Origin of the sequence: Nostoc sp., assembly GCF_036916735.1 — a bacterium.
Lineage (GTDB): Bacteria > Cyanobacteriota > Cyanobacteriia > Cyanobacteriales > Nostocaceae > Nostoc.
Window position 1 is genome coordinate 48,546 of sequence record NZ_JBALFV010000121.1, and the last position, 23,962, is coordinate 72,507.

General features: G+C 40.9%; 21 protein-coding genes. 11 read left to right on the plus strand and 10 right to left on the minus strand.

The genetic code is table 11. The features are described 5' to 3' along the window. Nucleotides 1-1,245 (minus strand): ABC transporter substrate-binding protein, encoded by a 1,245-nt coding sequence (locus tag V7L20_RS29630; RefSeq protein ID WP_334747509.1) that lies wholly within the window; start codon nt 1,243-1,245, stop codon nt 1-3. Between the two features lie 633 nt (nt 1,246-1,878). On the opposite strand from V7L20_RS29630, the gene V7L20_RS29635 reads away from it, so the two are divergent. Then, entirely contained in the window at nt 1,879-2,895 is a 1,017-nt protein-coding gene (locus tag V7L20_RS29635) for a hypothetical protein (protein ID WP_334747510.1), read from the plus strand. Between the two features lie 417 nt (nt 2,896-3,312). Here the strand turns inward: V7L20_RS29635 and V7L20_RS29640 are convergent, their stop codons facing one another. From V7L20_RS29640 to V7L20_RS29650, 3 genes are all read right to left on the minus strand, one after another. Continuing rightward, nucleotides 3,313-3,639: a DUF6464 family protein gene (locus V7L20_RS29640; protein ID WP_334747511.1), complete on the minus strand. Its 327-nt coding sequence runs from the start codon at nt 3,637-3,639 to the stop codon at nt 3,313-3,315. A 223-nt stretch (nt 3,640-3,862) separates the two neighbouring features. Beyond that, nucleotides 3,863-4,357 carry a hypothetical protein gene (locus tag V7L20_RS29645; RefSeq protein ID WP_334747512.1) on the minus strand — a complete coding sequence of 165 codons (495 nt, stop codon included), beginning with the start codon at nt 4,355-4,357 and terminating at the stop codon, nt 3,863-3,865. A gap of 290 nt (nt 4,358-4,647) precedes the next feature. After that, nucleotides 4,648-5,265: an isochorismatase family protein gene (locus V7L20_RS29650; protein ID WP_334747513.1), complete on the minus strand. Its 618-nt coding sequence runs from the start codon at nt 5,263-5,265 to the stop codon at nt 4,648-4,650. A 114-nt stretch (nt 5,266-5,379) separates the two neighbouring features. Here V7L20_RS29650 and V7L20_RS29655 point away from each other — a divergent pair, with 114 nt between their 5' ends. From V7L20_RS29655 to V7L20_RS29670, 4 genes are all read left to right on the plus strand, one after another. After that, complete coding sequence (locus V7L20_RS29655) at nt 5,380-5,748, plus strand: winged helix-turn-helix transcriptional regulator (protein ID WP_334747514.1); 369 nt, start codon at nt 5,380-5,382, stop codon at nt 5,746-5,748. Between the two features lie 398 nt (nt 5,749-6,146). After that, the gene (locus V7L20_RS29660; RefSeq protein ID WP_334747515.1) at nt 6,147-6,344 is read left to right on the plus strand and encodes a hypothetical protein; all 198 of its coding nucleotides are present in this window, start codon (nt 6,147-6,149) and stop codon (nt 6,342-6,344) included. Between the two features lie 37 nt (nt 6,345-6,381). Beyond that, the gene (locus tag V7L20_RS29665) at nt 6,382-6,612 is read left to right on the plus strand and encodes a GNAT family N-acetyltransferase (RefSeq protein WP_334747689.1); all 231 of its coding nucleotides are present in this window, start codon (nt 6,382-6,384) and stop codon (nt 6,610-6,612) included. 627 nt (nt 6,613-7,239) lie between these two features. Next, on the plus strand, nt 7,240-8,973 hold the full coding sequence (locus V7L20_RS29670; protein ID WP_334747516.1) for a hypothetical protein: 1,734 nt from the start codon (nt 7,240-7,242) through the stop codon (nt 8,971-8,973). Nucleotides 8,974-9,011: 38 nt separating this feature from the next. Here V7L20_RS29670 and V7L20_RS29675 read toward each other — a convergent pair whose 3' ends face one another. Beyond that, nucleotides 9,012-9,269: a hypothetical protein gene (locus V7L20_RS29675; protein ID WP_334747517.1), complete on the minus strand. Its 258-nt coding sequence runs from the start codon at nt 9,267-9,269 to the stop codon at nt 9,012-9,014. Between the two features lie 45 nt (nt 9,270-9,314). Then, nucleotides 9,315-10,364 carry a 1-acyl-sn-glycerol-3-phosphate acyltransferase gene (locus tag V7L20_RS29680; protein WP_334747518.1) on the minus strand — a complete coding sequence of 350 codons (1,050 nt, stop codon included), beginning with the start codon at nt 10,362-10,364 and terminating at the stop codon, nt 9,315-9,317. A gap of 1,091 nt (nt 10,365-11,455) precedes the next feature. Here V7L20_RS29680 and V7L20_RS29685 point away from each other — a divergent pair. Further along, complete coding sequence (locus V7L20_RS29685) at nt 11,456-11,710, plus strand: helix-turn-helix domain-containing protein (protein WP_334747519.1); 255 nt, start codon at nt 11,456-11,458, stop codon at nt 11,708-11,710. A 1-nt stretch (nt 11,711) separates the two neighbouring features. Then, nucleotides 11,712-15,509 carry a hybrid sensor histidine kinase/response regulator gene (locus tag V7L20_RS29690; protein WP_334747520.1) on the plus strand — a complete coding sequence of 1,266 codons (3,798 nt, stop codon included), beginning with the start codon at nt 11,712-11,714 and terminating at the stop codon, nt 15,507-15,509. Between the two features lie 290 nt (nt 15,510-15,799). On the opposite strand, the gene V7L20_RS29695 is transcribed toward V7L20_RS29690, so the two are convergent. Beyond that, entirely contained in the window at nt 15,800-16,351 is a 552-nt protein-coding gene (locus V7L20_RS29695) for a hypothetical protein (protein WP_334747521.1), read from the minus strand. 397 nt (nt 16,352-16,748) lie between these two features. Between V7L20_RS29695 and V7L20_RS29700 the strand changes: the two genes are divergently transcribed. After that, the gene (locus V7L20_RS29700) at nt 16,749-18,194 is read left to right on the plus strand and encodes a RecQ family ATP-dependent DNA helicase (RefSeq protein WP_334747522.1); all 1,446 of its coding nucleotides are present in this window, start codon (nt 16,749-16,751) and stop codon (nt 18,192-18,194) included. Here the strand turns inward: V7L20_RS29700 and V7L20_RS29705 are convergent. Next, a complete protein-coding gene (locus V7L20_RS29705; RefSeq protein WP_334747523.1) occupies nt 18,154-18,531 on the minus strand; it encodes a hypothetical protein in 378 nt (125 codons plus the stop codon). The genes V7L20_RS29700 and V7L20_RS29705 overlap by 41 nt on opposite strands. A gap of 219 nt (nt 18,532-18,750) precedes the next feature. On the opposite strand from V7L20_RS29705, the gene V7L20_RS29710 reads away from it, so the two are divergent. The 3 genes from V7L20_RS29710 to V7L20_RS29720 all read left to right on the plus strand — a co-directional run bounded on the left by V7L20_RS29710 (nt 18,751) and on the right by V7L20_RS29720 (nt 22,052). Further along, nucleotides 18,751-20,637 carry a S9 family peptidase gene (locus V7L20_RS29710; protein WP_334747524.1) on the plus strand — a complete coding sequence of 629 codons (1,887 nt, stop codon included), beginning with the start codon at nt 18,751-18,753 and terminating at the stop codon, nt 20,635-20,637. A 325-nt stretch (nt 20,638-20,962) separates the two neighbouring features. Continuing rightward, nucleotides 20,963-21,199: a hypothetical protein gene (locus V7L20_RS29715; RefSeq protein ID WP_334747525.1), complete on the plus strand. Its 237-nt coding sequence runs from the start codon at nt 20,963-20,965 to the stop codon at nt 21,197-21,199. Then, entirely contained in the window at nt 21,168-22,052 is an 885-nt protein-coding gene (locus tag V7L20_RS29720; RefSeq protein WP_334747526.1) for a DUF6414 family protein, read from the plus strand. The genes V7L20_RS29715 and V7L20_RS29720 overlap by 32 nt, the downstream gene beginning before the upstream one ends. 422 nt (nt 22,053-22,474) lie before the next feature. Here the strand turns inward: V7L20_RS29720 and pheS are convergent, their stop codons facing one another. Continuing rightward, complete coding sequence (gene pheS / locus V7L20_RS29725) at nt 22,475-23,467, minus strand: phenylalanine--tRNA ligase subunit alpha (protein ID WP_334747527.1); 993 nt, start codon at nt 23,465-23,467, stop codon at nt 22,475-22,477. 3 nt (nt 23,468-23,470) lie between these two features. Beyond that, nucleotides 23,471-23,608: a hypothetical protein gene (locus V7L20_RS29730; RefSeq protein ID WP_334747528.1), complete on the minus strand. Its 138-nt coding sequence runs from the start codon at nt 23,606-23,608 to the stop codon at nt 23,471-23,473. Nucleotides 23,609-23,962: the final 354 nt, after the last annotated feature.

Sequence of the window (23,962 nt, forward strand, 5' to 3'; positions counted from 1 at the left end):
CTATTTTATAAATACGAACTTTCCAGTGTTTCCATCTTTATCCATCTTAATCTGGGCAACATAAAATTCTTTTTGAATTACATCACCGACTGGTGTAAAAGCTATCTCACCTAAAGGAGTATCATACTTTCCAGCTAGTATTTGCTTGTTCAATTCTGTACGCAGTTTATCAAGAGGTAATGTACTGACTTTGGTCTTTTTATCTAACTCTTTAAGCGCTTCAACATACACCTGCACAGCAGCAAAAGATTGACCAGTAAATTGGGCTGGTTCTTTCTTGTATTGCTCAATATAAGTTTGGCGAAATACCTTATTAATCTCACCAGTATATTCAGGACTGTAAGCTTGAGCAATCAGTACCCCATCGCAAAGTGATTTACACACTGATAAAACATTAGGTGTATTCAGACCATTACCACCAATAATTATGCCTTTATAACCAAGTTCTCGCAGTTGTCGTACTAAGTTACCACCATCAGCAGCTAGTCCCGAAATAATTACTAAATCTGGTTTTAAATTAATTGCGTTAGTAGCTTGGGCTTGAAAGTCTGTATCACTAGTTTGGAACTTTTGAACTGTTACTAATTCTAGTCCTTGCTGTTTTACTGCTGTTTGAAAAATCTCCGTTTCTGATTTGTTAAATGCATCATTTTGGGCGTAAAAAACTGCCACTTTTTTAATTTGGGGATTTTGCTTGAGTGCAGCTTTTAGTGAATTAGGGGCAACTATAGAAACGGGGGCAGATACACGAGCTACATAATCACCAATTTCTGGAATTCCTTTTGCGGTATTTGATGCGCCAATAACTGGGACTTTAGCACGTTCGGCGATGGGGTCAGCACTAAAAGCTTGCTGTGATAAAGTAGGGCCAACAATACCGACTACTTTATCTTTGTTAATTAAAGTTTGAAAAGCGTTAATTGCTCCAGCTTCATCACCGCTAGTATCTTGGGTTACCAATTTAATCGGTGTGCCATTAATACCACCTTTACTATTGAAATACTTCTCGGCAATTCTAGCTCCCACGAATCCCTCTTGACCAAGTAATGCTACGTTGCTAGTTTGTGCCAAGGCAATACCGATGGGAATAGCAGCTGATGTAGTCGTTGTCTCGGCGGTGTTAGTTGTAGTGTTATTTGTAGTACTATTTGGAGAATTTGTCACAGATCCACCGCCACCACAGCCTGTTAGTAGTAAAGCGCAAGTTGATAATAATGCTGTTGTCTGAGCGATCGCGTTGTTCATCGTTAGATAATCATGTAGTTATTAGATATTCGGCAAAAGTTAATAGTAATTTTCATCATCTGCGAACAAATTACGCAGATTTCCACTTTTGCACGAATTATATTAAATCATTCTTATTTGACCATGCAAAGACAAATATTCAAAGTGTTTGTAAATACAAATTTTAATTAGCCATAATTTTACCATTCCCAGGTAAAACTTGGGAATCGTTAAGCGTGAGCGCTTTCAAGTGTCAGATGTTCGAGTCAAACTTAAGTGTCTCAACTCATGCAGCCTAATAACGGCGAAGTATCAGACTAAGTTGATGCATGATTTGTTCAGACTTAAACTCTGGTATAAACAAAGTTTTACCTAAAGTTTACTTTAGTAGAGTTGAATTCGATCAGTGTTGATGCAACGGTTGATAATAGCAGTTCTATCGTACGAAGATTATGAGTTGGAACTGGATCATGTAAAGGTTTGTAACTGATTCCTGTAGCTTTTAAAACTGAAACTGAATCCAAAATAGGTACGTGGTTTTATCGTACAATACCAGTCAAACTGAAAGAAAAATTCAGGAATTAAAACTTTACATCTGTCTAAATCTTTGCAACAAAATACAAAGCAGTATTAAGGAGGAAGACTTTAGATCCTATGAAAAGGAAATTTACAATTTTAGCAGGCACAACATCGGTAATTTTATCCCTGGTAAGCCAACCGGTTCTTGCTGTTTGGAGTGGGCCTCAAAGTCTGGGAGGAGTATACACCTCAGATCCTAGTTGTGCTTCCTTAGGTACAAATCAGGCTATTTGTGTCGGTCTTGGAACCAATAAAGCACTTTTTGTAAATCGGTTTAATGGCAGTTCCTGGAGTGGGCCTCAAAGTCTGGGAGGAATATACATCTCAAATCCTAGTTGTGCTTCCTTAGGTACAAATCAGGCTATTTGTGCCGGTCTTGGAACCAATAAAGCACTTTTTGTAAATCGGTTTAATGGCAGTTCCTGGAGTGGGCCTCAAAGTCTGGGAGGAGTATACACCTCAAATCCTAGTTGTGCTTCCTTAGGTACAAATCAGGCTATCTGTGCCGGTCTTGGAACCAATAAAGCACTTTTTGTAAATCGGTTTAATGGCAGTTCCTGGAGTGGGCCTCAAAGTCTGGGAGGTGTATATACCTCAGATCCTAGTTGTGCTTCCTTAGGCACAAATCAGGCTATCTGTGCAGGTCTTGGAACCAATAAAGCACTTTTTGTAAATCGGTTTAATGGCAGCTCTTGGAGCGGGCCTCAAAGTCTGGGAGGAGTATACACCTCAAATCCTAGTTGTGCTTCCTTAGGCATAAATCAGGCGATCTGTGCAGGTCTTGGAACCAATAAAGCACTTTTTATAAATCGGTTTAATGGCAGTTCCTGGAGTGGGCCTCAGGGTCTAGGAGGTGTATATACCTCAGATCCTAGTTGTGCTTCCTTAGGTACAAATCAGGCGATCTGTGCGGGTCTTGGAACCGATAGTGCACTTTATGTGAATCGGTTTAATGGCAGTTCCTGGAGTGGGCCTCAGGGTCTAGGAGGTGTATACACCTCAAATCCTAGTTGTGCTTCCTTAGGTACAAATCGGGTTATTTGTGCAGGTCTTGGAACCAATGATGCACTTTTTGTTAATAGTGGCCCATAGTTATAACGGTTTTTCTTTAACGTGATTTCGATTGCTCATATCATATCTACCCAATTTGCTCAATCAAAAAACCTCTAAAAAGCAATACGCTTGGGTTAAGGCTAAAACTCTTCATCAAAGTCAATTTTTTTAACGAACCGCAGAGGCGCAAAGGAAACAGAGAGAAGAGAAAAAATGCTTAACCCAAGCGTATTGCTCTAAAAAGGTTTTACTATGCAAAACCGCCCCTCTCCGACGGACGAGAGGAACAGACTTGAACTAAAGTTCAAGGCTCTTAGAGGTTCGTCGAACTCACGTTTCTTTAGGGTGAAGGGTAGGGTTAGTTTAGGACATCGGATAAATTGCTCTCTCGCCAATTATGCCCTTCCCCTTCTTTAATAATTTGAGATTGTTTGAGTATTAAACAAGTAAAACTTATTAAGCCTTTTTTTCACTACCAGCTAATTCCTTAGGTTCGTAGTGACGGCAATTATTACATGGGCCTTGGGGATTGACAGCACAACGCATGTAGCCAGATCGAGCATTAAATTTGCAGCTGATATCGCCAATCAGATAACCCACACCTTCTAAATAATAGCGATCGCCTTCTACAGGTCTGATGTTTTGTCGTCCCTGCATCGGTCGAAAATTCATGGCTGCTTGTCTCAGTCGTAGGCGCGATCGCGCATGGGTTTTGCGGATCGCCCACAGAGAAATCAGGGACGGTAAAAAACCAACGGCAATCACTAAAAGTGTCTTTAACACCTTCTTTTTACCTCTTCTGTGCGCTGATTGATTGTCCCTGATGTTGCACTCTGGTTTTACAGAAGTGCAAATATTAGGGCAGCTTTGCCTCCTTATTACCACAGTTAGTAGCAATTAGCAATGGCAGTATGACAAGTAATTTTGAGGAAAAATTTTCTTTTGCCATTTCAATAGCATAACTGTTACAACATCAGGGGTAATCTGCCATTAAATATTAATAATTTTAAGATTTGTTGACTAATAGCTTTTTGAAGAAGTGTTTTGTGTCAGCCTTAGCCCCATTCTTATTTTTTTTGTGTCGTTGCGATGCTAATCTTTTTTTGGTTTGCTGACGAAGTTGCTGTGCTAGCAGTGCGGCTTCCCTTTCGGCTCGGAATAAATCAACTTTTCGCGTTGTCAAAATAAATGATTCATTAGACTTTCGTTTCACCCAAGGGATACTAACTGCGAAATACTGACAAATATTTTTGCATAGCTCCTTTATCAAGAGTGGGCAACGTTTTTGAGTATTCAGTGTGTTAGCGATCGCTTTCAACTCTAATATCGCTGCTTCTAGCTCTTGTGCCATCTGATTGATGCGTTCGACTTGTATTATAAAACGCTCCCGTTCACTAATGATTTTTTCCTCTTGGGGTTGCAGTGGCACTATAGCAGTGATTACAGATGTAGGCTGAAACAGCAAAATGGGCTTTTTGTCCGTGTCTTGGATTTTTTTCATACTACCTCAAGCAACGCTAGCTGACTTTTAAAGCATTTTAGCAGCTAAATAGTATATTTGTACTATAAAATATGATGCCTAAGAGAATAAAATACCGCTCACGTAGTAAAAATCGGTTGACACTATCGTGAGACAAATCTTCCATCCACGGGTTGCGATCTTGTGATTAACAAGTGTGCTATTCGATTATGAACTTCTAATTAAAAAAACATCGCATCTTTGGGTAGCACAACTGTGCTACCCTACAGACGGACAAATTAATTTGGGATAATTTATTTTTTGGAAGTAGTTTAATATGGAGTGCTAGTGCCTTCAATAAACTCAGGGGGCAACACCTCACTAAACAATAATTGCTGTAACTCAACGCCTTCGGGACGGCTCCAATCCTTAACCAACTCAGCAATCAAAGTGATAGTAGCAGTTAGCACAACCCCAGAATCACGCATCCGTTGCCGTGCTAAATCTTCCGAGAGATGGAATGGTGAACCAGAAGCATCCATAACTGCTTGAACACTGTAGCCCTCACGCACTGCACTGATAGCCGGATAAACTAAGCAAACGTCCGTAGTTATGCCAGCCATAATTAAATTAGTACGATTTGTATCTTTGACTGCTTGAACAAAGTTCTCATCGTCCCAAGCATTTACAATGCCTGCACGCTTGATTCTTACCTCGTAAGCTTCAGGTAGGCTTTGTGCTAAAGCAGTCATCAGCAAACCTTGAAACCGCTCTTCTTGGCTACTTGTCAAAACTACAGGTATATTAAGTACCTTTGCTACTTTTGCAAGTGCAAGAGTATTCTTCTCTACCTCAGTCAAAGGCAAGTTTTTGATCAGCTTCATAGTGCCAACTTGATGATCAATCAGAAGCATGGCTGAGTTTTCTTGAGTAAAGTTAGAAAATTTCATTGTTTTCCTAGTTGACCGTTGAGATGATCTTAAAAATTTCTAGACTTCATTCTGAAACGAACATCAAGCATTGCACAAGTAGGAACACAAGTGTACGTAGCATCTATCCTAAACATGGCTCAATCACATAAAATTCTCAACTCACATCCTTATTTACGGCAGACACTTGAGTTAGTGTCTGACAAATGGGTTACAGCAATCATCTACCTTCTATCCAAAGGTACGAAACGCTATGGTGAGTTGCATAGAGAAATTGGAAACGTTTCACAACGAATGCTAACCCGTACTTTGCGTGATTTGGAAAGAGATGGTCTTGTGAAGCGTAAAGTTTATCCTACTAATCCTCCCACCGTAGAGTATTCCTTGACATCGTTGGGAGAAACGTTAGTTGAGCCACTTCAGCTACTATGCCAGTGGTCAATAAATCATTTTCATGAAGTAGAAACTGCCAGAGAAAGTAAAAACAATCATACAAACAGATAAATTCCTGAGTGCTTGGTTAGTGATAGCAAAGCGATCGCCGTCTTCAGTCGCCACAGGATTGATGTAAATAAAGATACTTAATAAGTATGCATTGACAAAAAATACCAAGCATGGATGAGGTTAATAACCATATATTTCCTATGGGTACAGGGCACAGCATTGTTCCCTATAGCATGGTTTATTTGCGATCGCAGGATAATTAAGAAAAGCTTGAAAGAATTATTTTTGACATGCTCTAGATCGCAAAGACGCGATAAATTACCGTCTTTACAATAATCATTCCTTTGTAGAGACAGTGATTTATGGCGTCTCTTGCCTTAACCGAACCCTATTGGAAGTAAACCCGCCAGGGGTGATAATATTTTTAGGAGAGTTATTTGTGATTAATTACCTTATTTATGAAATTAAGAATATACGAAATAGCTGATACCGAAGAAATTATGAAATTGTTCTACAACACTGTTCATGAAGTGAATATTCACGATTATACACAAGAAAAAGTAGGTGCTTGGGCACCAGCAAATATGGATATTGACGTTTGGATTAAAAGTTTAGGAAGTAAGTTTACTTATATAGCAGACAGAGGAGCAGGGTAAAATTATTGGTTTTGGAGAATTAGAGGCTAATGGACATATTGACCGTTTTTACTGTCATAAAGATTTTCAAATAAAAGGGATTGGTAAGAAAATCTTAGAACAGCTTGAATCAAAAGCAAAGTATTTGAAAATTAAAAAGTTATTTACAGAAGCTAGTATTACAGCTAAACCTTTTTTTGAAAACCATAATTTTATTGTTATGAAGCAGCAAGAGGTAGAACGTAGAGGGCAAAAGTTGATAAACTTTATTATGGAAAAATCAATTTAAAAAATATTAAAAAAATATTTAAGAGAAGCAGCTAGGGACTGAAAAAAATAAAATTCTCCTAAATAATTATTATTGAAATGTGGACTCTTGATTTTTGTTGAGTAATTTACTCCTTGGAAGCCCCTTACTGAATCGGTGTTAAAAAACCTTTAATTTTATATTTAATTTTCTAATCTTTTTTGATGTAAAAAAATGATACATACAACTTCACCAAAATCGGCGTTTTCAAAAAATCCCCTAAAAATCATCAAAAAAAAGTATTGACTTTACATACATTTACTGCCGTGCAGACTTTTCGCTCAATATGATATAATTTCAAGTTATCTATATATTTTTATACACAAAATACTTATAGATTATTTACTATCCGTTTATTAACATGTTACTGAGCAGATAGAAAATTTTGACTTCGGACAAAAAACATTTGTTCGCAGATATTCTCTGAACATCATAAAACGCCTCAGTTTTTTAAATCTGCGCTCAATAACACATACTGAGTCATTGAGACAACTATTACCTAGATAAGCATAGAGCAAGAACGCATCTTACAAGTTGATATGCATTTAGTTTCTGTGAACTTTGAATCAGCAAACCGACCGTACTAACAAAATTGAGAGGATTTTGATTATGCCTAGACTAACCATCCCACCCAATTTTATCGGAGCCGCCAGTGCCGACACAATAGTAGGGGAACAGTTAAATGCATCTGTAGCAATTGGAATTGAGATTTTAACTCCAGGTTTGATTAATACAGGCTCAGGAAAGGACACCATTGAGGGCACGGGTGTTGGTAATATCGGCAGCATCGGTACTAGCAGCAACGGTGTCAACGGCGGCAATGGCGGTACTGGCACTGGCATTGGTAATAATGGCAAGCTGAATGCAGGGAACCAAGAAGACACTATTTCTGGCACTGGTACTGGAGGCGACGGCGGCAACGGCTACAGCAACTACATCATTATTGCAGGCAAGGGTGGCAAAGGTGGTAACGGCACTGGCATTGCTAACAGTGGCAGTCTGGATGCAGGGAACCAAGAAGACGCTATTTCTGGTATCGGTACTGGCGGGAAAGGTAGCAACGGCGGCGACGACAGCGGCGACGGTGGTGAGGGTGACGACGGTGGTACCGGTACTGGCATTGCTAACAGTGGCAGTCTGGATGCAGGGGATCAAGAAGACATTATCTCTGGCATCGGTACTGGCGGCAAGGGTGGCGACGGGGGTTTCGGCGAGAAGTACGAGGGCATGGGCGGCGACGGCGGTACTGGCACTGGCATTGCTAACAGTGGCGAACTGAATGCAGGAGATGGAAAAAACACCATCATCGGCACAGGTCAGGGCGGCAACAGCGGTGGCGGCATCGGCTACATCTACGGTATCGGCTACAGCTATGGCGGTAGTGGCACAGGCATTGCTAACACTGGCAATTTCAATACCGGAGACCAAGAAGATACTATCAACAGCACAGGTCAGGGTGGCAACGGCGGCGACGGTGGCGGCTATGTCGGCTACGGGGGCTATGGCGGTAGTGGCACAGGCATCGTTAACAGTGGCAATTTGAATACTGGGGACGGAAAAGACACTATCAACGGCATTGGTACTGGTGGCGACGGTGGCAAGGCCGGCTACAACGGCTATGGCGGCAACGGCGGTAGTGGCATAGGAATTGCTAACAGTGGCAATTTAAATACCGGAGACGGAGAAGACACGATCATCGGCACAGGGAAGGGCGGCAAGGGTGGCAAGGATGGTGAGGACAGTAACGGCGGCATCGGCGAGGCTGGTGCTGGGACTGGCATCCAGAATATTAAAGACGCCACCATCATTACAGGATCAGGCAAAGACACGATTATCGGTTATGGGAATACCTCAGGAACCAACGCCACAGCCTATGGCATCTTCAATGATGGAGTGATTGATACCGGCAATGATTCTGACAAACTTACCGGACAGGCAACAACCATAATTGGTGGTACTGCTTATGGCATTTATGGACAAGGAAACATCAAGACTGGCGATGGGAATGACTCTCTTATCGCCACCAGTATCCTAGATGGAGTTCAACAAAAAGTCTCTATCGGTGGCGGTATCAAGATTGATCTCGGCACAGGAAACGACTACTTGAAAGGATTCGGGGAAGCAACTGTTGATGGCGGTAAAGGTTTTGACACCCTCGATCTGGGCGCTTTCAAACGTTCCCAAGTGATTGTATCTGGTGTTATTTCTGGCAATACCCTTGAAAGTGCCAAAATCAGTTTCAATAACAATGGAAACTCCATTAACCTTTCTACGACTGGCTTTGAGAAATTTATTTTTGCAGATAGCTCTTTCTGCTACAGCACTCTGGCAAACGGGGCATGAGTTTAATAAAAGCAACACGATACAAGTGAGAATTCTGCCTACAAGGCAATCTTGCCATCTTGCTCTAGGTTTAAGAAAATAATTCTCTCTGGAGCTAAAAGGGTTTCAAGCCCCACGACAGCATCCACTTTTGGTAGATCAACTTTTTTAGACCAACAATATATAGCTATCCTATTTGATTTTTGAAAAGATATGTAGGGTGCGTTAGCGACAACGTAACGCATCATTTCCATTTCTAAGGATTTGTGCGTTACGACGTTCCATCTAACACACCCTACAATACCTAATTTTTTCATACATAAAACCGGATTGCTATAGTAGAGTTTTTAGTAGTATTAAATTTATTTCAATAACTGATTAATTTTAATTTGCAGTTTTTCTCGTAATTGTTGTGCCTGCCGATAAGTTACTTTATGCCCTTCGTTTGAATGGTTATGCAATCCTGTTGTTTCTAAAGGCTGAATAAAGTAATGCAATCGAGTTCTCATTGCCCAAACTCCCATTGAAGGAAACAGAATTAAGGCAAGCATTAAAGGCGAGATAGGCAAAAATGGTAATTTGACTAGTCGTTGTAATTTTTTGAAATTAACAGCCCAAGGATGTAAAGATTCACTACCGATGCAAACTACTGGCAAAATAGGAATTTGATGGCGATCGCTCAACTTAATAAAACTCACATCAAACTTTTCTAGTTGATAGCGTCTTCTCCAACCCTTCACAAGGCCACGGATACCTTCGGGTGCATATAAGAGAATTTTATCTTGGGCGATCACTGTAGGCGTTGGCGCAGCTATCGCTGCTTCAAAATCATCTAACTCGGCACGCACACCACCCAAAACCTGCGACCATTTAGGTGGTAGCCACCAAATTATCCAAGGATGTTCAAATAATACAGGACTTGCTAATGGTTGTACCACCCATCCTCTAGCTTCACTTAATAAATAACCCAAGGTTAAAAAATCCCAAGGAAAATTCATCCCTGCGTGATTCATTGCTACAATCAATGACCCTGTTTGCGGCAAGTTTTCAACTTGTTGTAATTCTCCCCGAAAATAGTATTTGACGATGGGGGCAAGAACTTCTTTGCGAAAAGCTTGTTGATATTTGGGATCAAATTCACCAACTTCTTTGCGAGGTGAACGAAAACCAAGACGCAACCAACGACTCAGCAGCGCCAGATAAAATCCGCCAGGAATTAAAAATAATCCATATTCAAGCCAATTCCAACCGTCTGAATCGGTATGATAGTGCTGCCAATGACGGTTAAATATAATTAGCCAGCCTGGAGGATACCAAAGACAAAACCAATCAAACCAGCTAAATATATAGCCTTCACCTGGTGCATTTTCTAGTTTAGTGTTTAGAAAATTTTCGGAGTGTTGATTAATCAAAACAATGATATGAATTAGGCAAAAATTTTATTTAAATTTTATTATAGCTTTATAGTCTTACCATTGGGATATAAAACTCATATTTGATTTAAAAAAAAACTCAGTACACCTTTATTCCTTCTTCCCAGCGATCCACTGAGTTTCGACTTTGTAAAAATCGAGTTCCGGCTACGCGGTAATCGAGTTTCGGCTACGTGGTAATCGAGCCAAGTCGAGATTCAAATTGGTGAGGTACACACGCTAAATTACAGCCCACCATAAAAAAGGTTTGGAATTCGATTTTCTGTAAACTGGGGAGCCACTGTGTTAAACGGGTTTCCCAGCTTTACCCCTTCTCCTTCAAAGACGCTAGCGCGAACGGGGAAGCAAGCTATGCGCAGCATCTGCGACAGGAGAAGCAAGTGGTGTTTGAAGAACGAAACCCAACATCCCTGCGTTTGTTAGGTTGAGCAGAGCAAAACCCAACAAAGAGTTAATATTTTTAACCTTTATTAATGGTGACGTATACTAAGTCTGTTACACAGGTAAAAAGGGTGTTTTACTGCTGAATTCTGCTGTATATAAAATTATTAAGTCGGTTATGAACCATAACTAAATACTATATAATACACCACCCCTAGATTTTTGGCGGTGCATGAACCTTGAAAATTCTTAGATCACTTATAATTGGGATTTACGCAAACTCTACGATTCTTGGCGTTCTTCTCTAACGAGACGCTACGCGTTGGCGGAGCCTATTACAGAGAAGGCGTTCTTGGCAGTTCGATAAATTAAGCTTTTTAGCACTTTTTGCGATAAGTCCTAATAAAATTATTTTGGCATCACGCACCTGAAAAAACTTAATTTTTATTTTATAGTTAGCTGACACAGTTATTGTGTCTCACAAATTTTTTGTCACACCACATTAAAACAGTTAACAGTTATCAGAAGTATGGTAGAGACTTCAATCAGTGAACAGTAATTAATCAGGATTAATAACTAATATTGGTATTTAGCCAAAAGATGAAATTGAGAATAACTCATGACAATTTAAATTCTTCCTAAAGCTGGAGACAAATGGTGAAACACCTGTCCTATTCTTCCTACTATGTATGGAACTTGGAAAGTCACTAAAAATTTCAGATTTAATCCGTGAACTTCGGCAGCAGCTCGATCTCTCTCAGCAAAAGTTTGCAGCTAAGTTGGGAGTTTCCCTGCGAACAGTTAATCGCTGGGAGAACGGATTTACAGAGCCTTCACAGATGGCACTAAAGCTAATTGAAGAAATGTTGCAAAAGATAGGTGAACCAGGCAAAAAAGTACTCAACGAGTATCTCCTAAAAGCAAAGCAACGGGAAAACTCTTAAGATGATGGTGAAAGTACTCGAAAAAATTGTCATGATGCGCTCTTGGTTACTAACCTATGGTGTGATGATTCTGGCAGTTATAGCGGCGCTGCTGCTAACGCGACTGTTGTTGCCAGTCTTCGATCCAAGCGTATTTACATTATTTTATGCTGCCGTGGCAATCAGTGCCTGGTATGGTGGCATGAGACTTGGAGTACTGGCGATCGCTCTTTGTGTTACAACTGCTTTCTATTTTTTAATCGAGCCAGTCTACTCGTTCAATATCCTCAACCCGAACGTCTTGGTAAGATTAACTACATTCTCGCTAGTATCTTTCTTAATTACCGCCCTCTCTTCAGAGTTGCGAACTGCTAGACGCAAAGCAGAGACAAGCCTAAAATTGTTGCAAAATAGCGAAATGCGGTTTAGCCGACTGGCAGAATCTAATATCATTGGAGTTATCGTAACTGATATGAGCAACGGCTCCATCATAGAAGCCAATGATGCTTTTCTAAAGATGGTCGGCTACACGCGAAAAGATTTTGCCGCAAACCAAATGAACTGGCGCGAGATTACCCCACAAGAGTATCTTGTATTGAGTGAATGTTCAGTAGAAGAACTGAGAACAACTGGAGTCTGCAAACCCTTTGAGAAGGAATATATTTGCAAGAATGGCGATCGCATTCCTGTTCTGCTTGGTTCTGTTGTCCTGGAAGATACTCAAGAAAAGGTCATAGGCTTCGTTGTTGATTTGAGTGAACGCAAACAAGCCCAAGCGGCATTACAGCAAGCCAATGAGCGGAACACACGCACTCTAGAAAACATGAGTGATGCATTTATTACTTTAGACCGGGATTGGCGAATCATCTACCAAAATGCCGAAGCAGGGGGAATTAACGCCAAATCCCGGACAGAGGTTATCGGTAAGTCATATTGGGAGGAATGGCCCTTTTCAGTAAATACTAATGTAGAGCTACAGTACCGAAAGGCGATCGCACAACAGATTCCCGTCCACTTCGAGCATCACTATTACTTCCCATCTAAGTATGACCTGTGGCTAGAGATTCACGCCTACCCTTGTGAGGATGGACTTGATATTTTCTTCCGTGACATCAGCCAACGCAAGCAAGCAGAGAAGGCAGTCCAAGCAAGTGAAGAACGCCTCAAGAGTTTTTTCCAAGCGAATATAGTTGGTATTCTCTTTGGTGATGTCAATGGTAGGATCGCTGAAGCCAACGATGAGTTCTTGCGAATTGTGGGCTATACCCAAGCAGATATCAAGGCAGGCAGACTACGCTGGACTGATATCACACCTCCTGAGTACCAATATTTAGATGAACTAGCTATTGGCGAGGCAACAGCGAAGGGAACCTGTATTCCTTATGAGAAGGAATGCATTCGCAAAGATGGTTCTAGTGTGCCGGTTGTAGTTGGTTACTCTTTGTTAGGTGAATCTCAACAGAATTTAGTTGCATTCATTCTTGATATTAGCGATCTCCAGCAAGTTAAAAAAGCGCTGAGTCAGAGTCAAGAGCAATTTCAAGCTTTTATGGACAATATTCCCGCCGCAGCGTGGATTACGAATGCAGACGGACGTATACTTTACCTCAGTCCAACTTATCTTAGTACATTCGATGTAGCAACAAATAAGGCAATTAATAAAAATATTTTTGACCTATACCCAACCCAAATCGCTCAACCCTTCCTCGATAACATTAGAATGGTTGCCCAGACGAATCAGGTTCTTGAAGCGATCGAGTCTGCCCCACGCACAGATGGCACACTCGGCGAATTTTTAGTATATAAGTTTCCCATTGCCGATGCATCTGGGCAACGCCTGGTAGGAGGGGTTGCAGTTGACATCACCGAACGCGAACGCATCCTTCGTGAACGCCAGCTTGCAGAACAAGCCTTGCAAGATCGCACTGAAAGACTCAAACTGCTCTCTGAAACAACCAGCGATTTGCTTTCAACCGAGCGCCCCTTGGATCTAATGAACAGCTTGTTTAGCAAACTCTCGGCGCAGATGGATTTGCATTTTTACTTTCACTATTTAATTGAGACGCACGAAAATAAGCAGAAACTTCAGTTAGTAGGCTGGAACGGCATTACTGATGAAGTATTTCAAGCAATTCAATATCTAGAATTTAATCAAGGAATTTGTGGACAAGTAGTGCAAGAACGTCGTCAAATCGTCCTCAATGATGTGCAGCATTTTACCCATCCAAATGCCGACATTCTTACTGCTTTGAAAATCACAGCCTATGCAGGTCAACCATTAATTGCTCAAGGAAAGCTGCTTGGCGTCCTCTCCTTTGCCAGTCGCACCCGTACCCGCTTCACTTCTGGGGAAATTGCTCTATTACAAGCAACCTCCGATCAGGTAGCGGTTGCTCTGGAACGTGCTCAGTTGATGGATTCGTTACACCAGCAAAAAGAGCAATTAGTCCAAGCTAACCGAATCAAGGATGAATTTTTGGCGGTTCTTTCTCATGAACTTCGCACACCGCTAAACCCGATCTTGGGATGGTCGAAGTTACTGCAAACTAAAAAGTATGATGAAGCAACCACTACTCGCGCTCTCGAAACCATTGAGCGCAATGCCAAGCTTCAAACGCAACTAATAGAAGATTTGTTGGATGTCTCTCGTATTTTGCAAGGTAAACTCAGTCTAAATATTGCTCCTGTGAATCTGGAAACTGCGATCGCAGCTGCAATAGAAACAGTGCATCTAGCCGCCCAAGCCAAATCTATCAATTTGCAATTTACAATTTTAGACTTTCCTGCAGAAGGCTACGCGAACGGATACACCCAACTCTACCAGAGGCTGCGCCCCTCGGCTACTTCGACTTACTTCGACTACGCTCAGTACAAGTCGCTCAGTACAAGTCCGCTCGGGCTGAACTCAGGACAAGCTCAGTCCTTTGACTTCGCTCAAGAACCATCGAACGATTTTGGATTAGAAAATCCTCACAGAAATTTAGATATCGATTTTAACAAACAACCTAACAATTTAAAATCCCAAATTTCAAATCACAAATTCCTAGTAACAGGTGATTCAGGTCGCTTGCAGCAAGTTATCTGGAATCTACTTTCCAATGCTATTAAGTTTACGCCCCAAGGTGGAAAGGTAGAAATCAGTTTACAGTGTGTTGCTTCTCAGGCTCAACTTCGAGTCAGTGATACAGGTAAGGGAATTAATCCAGATTTTTTACAATTTGTATTTGAATACTTCCGACAAGCTGATGGCGCAACTACCAGGAAATTCGGCGGACTGGGATTAGGATTAGCTATTGTTCGTCACATCGTAGAGTTACATGGCGGCACAGTTAAGGCAGAAAGTTTAGGCGAAGAACAGGGAGCAACTTTTACAGTCATGCTACCTCTAATGAAGACTCACCCCAATAGCCATCAAATTGATAGACAAATTGATGATTCACTTAATCTAAATGGGGTAAAAGTTCTACTTGTGGATGATGAACATGATACGCGAGAGTTAATTGCTTTCATTTTGGAGCAGTCTGGCGCGGTAGTAACTCAGACCGCATCTGCTATAGAAGCACTACGAATTATGCCTGAGTTTCAGCCAAATCTGTTGTTAAGCGATATAGGAATGCCGGAAGTAGACGGCTATATGCTAATGCGTCAAATCAGAGCTATGTCACCAGAACAAGGAGGGACAATTCCAGCGATCGCCCTTACAGCTTATGCAGCTGAGGCTGATTCCCAACAGGCAATTGCCGCCGGATTTGGGCTGCATATCACCAAGCCTGTGGAACCAGCTAAATTAATTCGAGCGATCGCTAACTTGATTTCTTGATTTATAGTTGTAGCGATCTGCAAACTAACTTACAATCCTTGGAAGCTCGAAAAAGATATGATTCACTCACAGACGGATAGCACGCTTGAAAAAATTCGTGCTTCACTTTTTTTGACCAAGGCGATCGCATTAGTTATGAAGGCTGAAAAGTTTGTATCAGGACTTTAGTCCTATATCTTTAAGCACCTTTATGCTTACTACGAACTCATCAAAATTAATCAGACACACCACTGAGGCGATCGGGAACTGATTTATGATGCATAGAGAGAGGTGAAGTTTTTGACTAATAATTAATTTTGAGAATTAACTTCACTTTTGCTTAACCAAATTACTAAATCATCTGCATAAATTTCTATTTCATTTGCTAAAGTTTTAACATACAGAAGTCCATCACTAATGTTTAAATCTATGATTGGATACCATGTATCTCTTGTCTGGATTAAAATATCCAATGGAATTCCTAGTTGTAAAGTATTTTTGCGATATTTCCACCAAGCTCGCCATAGCATCACAGATTTAGTACATTGCAACTTATAGTTTTTAGGTATTTCGCAATGTTGATAGTGATAGAAACCACTACTGTCCATATTTCCTTTCAGGAGATAATTAGATTCTGGTAAAGCTTGATTTAGTAATTCCCAATGGGATGAGTTAGACAAAATCAAGAATTCCGTTTGTGTAGTATTTATTTGGGCAGTGGCAATTACGCCTTCAGCCTTCGTTGCTAAACGGTTAGTATTATAAATTGTTTGTGCTGTTAAAGAACGATTTGCCAATAAAATATCTTTTTTCTGGATAGAGTTGGATACGAACTCTCGAACTAAATCTATATCAGACAACATAAAATTATTTATACTAAATCAACTAGTGTTGTGAGTTATATAACACTCAGTATTTAGTAATTACACTGCTTTGTCCGTTAATCAGGATAATTTTAAACTTCTATTCCTCTAGCCGTTTGGCGTCAGCTTATCTAACGGTAGGCTGATAGAAAGCCAAGTAAGAATTACTATACCCGGATTTCTCACCACATCTCTCAAAGCCTGCGCTTGAGCAGGGGAGCAGAGGAGAGTTTTTGTACAAGTTCTTTCTCCCTCTGCACCTCAAGCTTATGAGAATCACTATAGTTCTAATTGATTCTTGTAGTCAATAGATTGCAACCTGAGATGATGAAATTACTGAACCATTAGCTAGATAACAGGGGCTATATTCGATTTTTAAGGATATAAATGTATCTATATGAATCAGCCTACAATAAAATCTTGGCAAGAAGTTATCGCTACGTTTAAAAAAATTTGGGGTTATGAAGATTTCCGTCCGCCACAAGGAGAAATTGTCAGCAGTTTATTGTCTCAAAAAGATGCAATTATTATTATGCCCACAGGTGGAGGGAAATCAATCTGTTTTCAACTTCCCGCACTACTACAAACAGGATTAACTTTAGTAGTTTCGCCCTTGGTAGCATTGATGGAAAATCAAGTTCAGGAACTATTACAAAGTAATCAAAAAGCAGCACTTTTGCATAGTGAATTATCTTCATCTCAACGCCGTGCAACTCTGCAAGCTTTAGAACGTCAACAGCTAAGATTGCTGTATTTATCGCCAGAAACTTTGTTAAGTGCGCCAGTCTGGGAGAGATTATGTCAGGCGCAATTGCAAATTAATGGCTTAATTTTAGATGAAGCCCATTGTTTAGTGCAGTGGGGAGACACGTTTCGCCCAGCTTATCGCAGATTAGGGGCGGTGCGTCCTGCACTACTAAAATCAAAACCACCAGGAACAAAAATCAGCATCGCCGCTTTTACTGCGACTGCTGACCCTTTAGCCCAAAAGATTATTCAAACAGTTTTACAATTACAACAACCAGAGATTTTCCGATTGAATCCCTACCGTCCTAATTTGCATCCCAGCGTTCGCATCGCTTGGACACCACGAGGTAGAAAACAACAATTATTAAAGTTTATTCAAAATAGACCGCAACAATCGGGGTTAGTTTATGTTCGCACTAGAAAAGATAGCGAAGATTTAGCCCAATGGTTAGCAGAGATGGGTTATGCAACAGCTAGTTATCATGCGGGATTGGGTGCAACCGAACGCCGTGAAGTAGAAGCAAGCTGGTTAGGTGGCAAAATTCCTTTTGTTGTGTGTACCTGTGCGTTTGGTATGGGGATAAATAAAAGTGATGTCCGTTGGGTTGCCCATTTTCACGCGCCACATTTGCTATCTGAATATGTGCAAGAAATTGGCCGGGCTGGAAGGGATGGGAAACCGGCTGAAGCACTGACATTAGTTAGTGAACCTACGGGATGGTTAGATCCAGAGGATAAGCAAAGACAGGAGTTTTTTCAAGAAAAAATGCGATCGCAACAACAAATAGCACAGCAACTTGTGAAAAAATTACCAAAACAGGGAGAAGTGAATGCCGTAACGCGACAATTTCCTGAAGGTGCAATGGCTCTAGCTTTACTCCACAGCAGTGGTCAGTTAAACTGGCTTGATCCTTTTCATTACACCATTGCTCAAAAAGCCGGAAATCAGCCACCAACGCAATTACATGCTGCTAAACAGATGCATCAATACCTGACAACTAAGCAGTGTCGTTGGCAGTTTTTGTTAAATGCCTTTGGTTTTGACAAAGAAGCTGCTAACTTGCGTTGCGGACATTGCGATAATTGCCGTCAATGAGTATCAAAGACTCGTTCACGAGTATTAAAGACTCATTCACGAGTATTAAAGACTCGTCGCCGAGTATTAAAGACTCGTCGCCGAGTATCAAAGACTCATTCACGAGTATTAAAGACTCGTCGCCGAGTATCAAAGACTCATTCACGAGTATTAAAGACTCGTCGCCGAGTATCAAAGACTCATTCACGAGTATCAAAGACTCATTCACGAGTATCAAAGACTCGTCGCCGAGTATCAAAGACTCATTCACGAGTATCAAAGACTCGTCGCCGAGTATTAAAGACTCGTCGCCGAGTATCAAAGACTCATTTACCAGAAAGAAAAAGGTACAGAGCAAGTAAATTTATTTATGGAAACAATAAAAAATGTATAACGAGTGGCACAGCGCAAGAAATACTTTCGACTTTTGACTTTTGACTTTTGACTTCCCCGAACGCGAGTGCGTCCCGTAGGGAAGGGGTTGACTTCCGCCTTGCGGTACTAGGTTCACCCAATAGGATGAATTGTCATTTTCATAACCAAGTGACAATAGGGTAGTTAAGTAGAGGATAAAAATATGTCATCTGCTCAAGCGCCTTCCTTACCACCACTGATTCCGCGTGAAATCCTGTTTGGGAATCCCGAAAAAACTAGCCCACAACTCTCCCCTGATGGCAAGTACTTGGCATATATCGCCCCTGATGAGAAAAATGTCTTGCAGGTATGGTTGCGAACTATAGGACAAGAAGACGACAAAATACTAACTGCTGACAAAAAGCGTGGTATCCGCATTTTCTTCTGGACTTATAACGCCGACCAGTTGATTTATATGCAAGACTCGGATGGCGATGAGAACTTTCACCTCCACTTAGTTAATATTCACTCCCAGATTGTGCGTGACTTAACGCCATTCCAGGGTGTAAAGGCCGAACTTGTAGAACTAGAACCCAAATTTCCAAATGAAGCGCTGGTAGCGTTGAACTTGAACAATCCTCAAAAGTTTGACGTTTACCGTATCAACCTCAAAAATGGTGCGGTTGAGTTCGACACTGATAACCCGGGTAACATTATCAGTTGGACATCTAACGCCCAGTTACAAATACGTGCAGCAACAGCTAGCACACCTGATGGTGGTTACGATTTATTGTTGCAGAAACCCGATAAACAGTGGGAAATTCTTCGCCATTGGGGGGCAGAGGAGGAAGGAAATTCTTTAAGTTTCTCAGATGATGGCAAAACCCTTTATATTCAAGGGAATCATGATGCTAACGCCAAACGTCTGCTAGCTGTTGACTTAGAAACCCGTAAAGAAACTGTCATTGCTGAAGATGAGCAGTATGATGTCGTGGGAATAATTATTCATCCACTGACGCGAGTTATTCAAGCAGTTTCTTTCTATAAAGATAAACAAGAATGGCGGGTAATTGATCGCAGTATCGCCGCAGATTTTGAGGAAATCGCCAAGGTGCGTCCTGGAGAATTCTCTATAATTAGCCGCGACTTGGAAGATAAAACTTGGGCTTTAGCTTATAGAACTGACAATGGCCCAGTTTATTACTATGCCTACAACCGAGAATCTAAAACTAGCACTTTCCTTTTTAGCAACCAGCCCAAACTGGAAACATTGCAGTTAGCTTCAATGCAACCGATTTCCTACGAAGCGCGGGATGGCTTAACTATCCACAGTTACCTGACAACTCCTGTGGGAATACCGACGCAGAATCTCCCAACAGTCTTGCTGGTTCATGGCGGGCCTTGGGCGCGGGATACTTGGGGTTTTTCTCCCACAACGCAATGGCTAGCTAACCGAGGTTATGCGGTGTTGCAAGTCAACTTTCGCGGTTCCACTGGCTATGGTAAAGCATTTTTGAATGCTGGAAATCGGGAATGGGGTGGCACAATGCACGATGACTTGATTGACAGCGTGAACTGGCTAGTAGAAAAAGGCATTTCCGATCCGCAAAAGATTGCGATTATGGGCGGTTCTTATGGAGGTTACGCCACCCTAGCGGGGTTGACTTTTACACCCGAAATCTTTGCTGCTGGCGTGGATATTGTTGGGCCGAGTAACCTGATTACCCTGATAGAAACTATACCGCCTTATTGGGAACCGATCAAAGCAATGATTTATCATCGCATTGGCAACTTGGAGACAGAAGAGGAGTTTCTCAAATCGCGATCGCCTTTATTTTTTGCTGATCGAATTCAAAAACCTTTACTCATCGGTCAAGGTGCAAACGATCCGCGAGTGAAACAATCAGAAAGCGATCAAATTGTCAACGCAATGCAACAAGCTGGTTTACCAGTGCAATATGTACTTTACAGTGATGAAGGACATGGTTTTGCCAGACCAGAAAATCGCTTGCACTTTTTTGCGATCGCAGAAGAGTTTCTCGCCAAATACATAGGCGGTAGATTTGAACCTTTGGCAGATATCCCCGGTCATTCAGGAATAGTTAAATAAAGTTTCACGCATGGTGGTTAGTGTCATTCACCGACCACCTTGATATTTTTAATCAAGTAAACGTAGACGCAAAGTGAATCACCGTGACAAACGAGAAAACTTTACACTAAGGCAACGTTGAAAGCCATAGTTTTGGGAGAGTATTGTTTTTCGTTTAATTCCAATGAAAGGGCCATTGATTTTTGACTTAATTTGAGCAACACAGATGACGCTTATAGAGTTCAGTCACGGCTTCGCTACAACTGTCTTAAAGAATAATAAATCAAAATTTTGGCTAAAAATGAGTAAAATAAATTAGAATAGTCCGCAAGTAGTAGGGCTAATAATGATGTCCTCCGAACCCAGTGAATTAGATAAAAAGATTCAGTCGGCGGCGGAACTGAGTCAAAAAATTATTAATGAATTAAAAGAAACATCAAAAGAAAAATTAGAACAGGCCTTAGAAGAATTGAATTCAATAATTAAAAATAATGAGAATGAAGAAGAAGAACGAACCTCAGAAGCAGAGATTAAACGTAAAGCAAGAAGAGATGAAATCAGAAAACAATGGAAGCGCTACTAGTCTAAAACACTTTATCTACTTAGATAGAAATCGTCTAAATTCATATTCTTCCCAATTAGAAGACGGGATAATTCAAATAAGAAGATTAACAGAAAATTTAGGAAATAAAACTTCTGATGTACACGGAGAGAGATATACAGAAAAAACAGAAGAAGAAGCAAGAGACATAGAGGTCAGTCTAGGGCCAAAGAACATTATGGGGGGGGTATCAGCGAAAGGAAATGATAAATTAACTAAAAAAGAAGGATATAAAGAAGGTGCAAAAACAATAACGGACGAATCATCAGAAAGCTTTTCGCAAGATAAAATTGATTATCACAACACTTATTTAATGTTTGAAAATCAACTAATTACAAAAGGTATTTTAAAAGAAATACACCATGAAGACCAATTAAAACAGTATGCATCTTTAATTAAAATTACAGGAACCTCAAAATTCTTTGATTGGAATTCATTACTAAAAGTTGTTGATGAATTTGGAAATGTTCTAGCTAATAATTCACCTCCAGAAGAAGCATTACAAGCAGATGCAATTAAACTAATATTCCAAGCAGTGAAATTATTCTCCCTGGGTGAAATTACTTTGCACACGAAAATAGGAAATTCAATTTTAATTAGCTCTCTTAATGTTGAAAATTTATGCATGACAAAAGATCAACTACGTTCAACATACGTAATGCCAGGGGATGTAGAAACAACTATTGTTGGATTTGTACCAAAACGAAAGATAGAACAAACTACATTCCCTGGATTGGCAGGAAATCTAAACATGGCTGAGTTATGGACTCAAATGGCAGGAGAAGTTCAAACAGTCATCGACCCATTAGCAATCTATACAGAAATACATATCTAAATAAAAAATAATTAATTTCAAATCTGCAAAAGTTCCTTAATTTCCTCATTTTTGGGACTTGTGTACGTTCAGAAATCTGTTGAGCGATTCTGGCTCAAGAAAACTGTGCGATCGCACCTCTCAAATTCCTTCGCCTATCTTCCTTATTGCATCAGCTTACACGTGCTTAGATTCGGTCATTGCTCAGGCTAGTTTTGATTGTAGAAATTATAGAGCTTGCAAAAATCCTGGTTTATTATTTAGAACCACAGATAATACCAATTCCTAATTCGTATTAACAAAATCAGGTTTAACCTGGAAATCCCGATTAAGTATTTAGCCTGATTTTAAATAATTGGTATAATTCGTCGATGTTTTTCTGTGGTTCTATTTTCATCAAATTGATTTTTGCAAGAGATTTGAGCAAATGCCCGATCGCTTACCTAAAATTGCTGTAAAAACCGCAAATCACTAGCATACAAGCGACGAATATCATCGATTTGATGTAACACCATTGCAAAGCGTTCTACACCAAAACCGGCAGCAAACCCAGTATAAACTTCTGGGTCATAACCCACTGCTTTAAGTACATTTGGATCGACCATACCGCAGCCCATCACCTCCAGCCAACGCCCATTCCACTGCAAATCCACCTCAGCGGAGGGTTCAGTAAACGGGAAATAACTGGCACGGAAGCGAATTGGCAAATCGCCAAATATTGTTTGTAAAAATACTTTAATTGTGCCTTTGAGGTCTGTAAAAGTTAATCCCTCATCAATGGCTAAAAGTTCTATTTGATGGAAAACTGCTGAGTGAGTCGCATCTACATTATCTCGCCGATAAACTCGCCCTGGAGCGACAACCCGAATCGGTGGTTCTTCTCTTTCCATGTAACGAATTTGCACTGATGAGGTATGAGTCCGTAAAAGATTACCATCTGGCAGGTAGAAGGTATCCTGCATATCACGGGCGGGGTGGTCAGGCGGGGTATTAAGAGCCTCGAAATTATAGTAATCTGTTTCCATCTCTGGCCCTTGAGCCACGGTGTAGCCCATACCGACAAAAATATCCAGTGCCCGGTCGATAATGCCGTTGAGGGGATGAATGCGACCTTGGGGGCTATAAATTCCCGGCATAGTAACATCCAGAGTTTCAGCCTCTAGCTGTACCTGAATTTGCGCGGCTTCCAGGGCGACGCGTTGCTGGTCTAGACTAGTTTGCAAAGATTCTTTGACTGTATTGGCGATCGCTCCAATTTTTGGTCGTTCCTCTGCGCTCATCTGCCCCATACTTCGCAACAGCGCCCCCAGTTCTCCTTTCTTACCTAGATAGTTAACTCTGAGTTCCTCCAGACGTTCTAGGGTGTCGGCGGCTGCGATCGCTTTTTCTCCTGACTGCCGCAGTGCTAAAAGTTGAGCTTCTAAATTGCTAGTCATTAGTTATTTGTCATTGGTCATTAGTGAGCCAGCGCGGTCTTCTCCCATTCGTGAGAGGCTAGCGCCAAGGGGGTTTCCCCCATGAGTGACTGGCTGTCTTCGCAGCGTTAGCGAGGCACGAGCGTCACCCGTGAGGGTCATTAGTCATTAGTCTATATTCAAAAGCTGTAAGCTGCTCGATAAATCAACTTACGGTTATGCCATCAATATTAGTCAAAGGGAAAGTTTCGAGGCATCAGAACTTTTCAAGACAATTTTTAATTTTGAACTCTGCCTTGCGATACTAGTACAGCTTGACACAAATGCAGGTAACATCTCAATATCTAGCTAAAATACATCTCAATTCATTAGACAAGGAGCTGAAAGCCTTTGTTAAAAGTAGGCAAACTTCCGCCACAGTCTACTAGTGAGTATGTATGGTTTTTTGCTGCTTGTGACCTCAGACATTGACAAATGGCTAATAACAAATAACAAATAACTAATGACTAATGACCA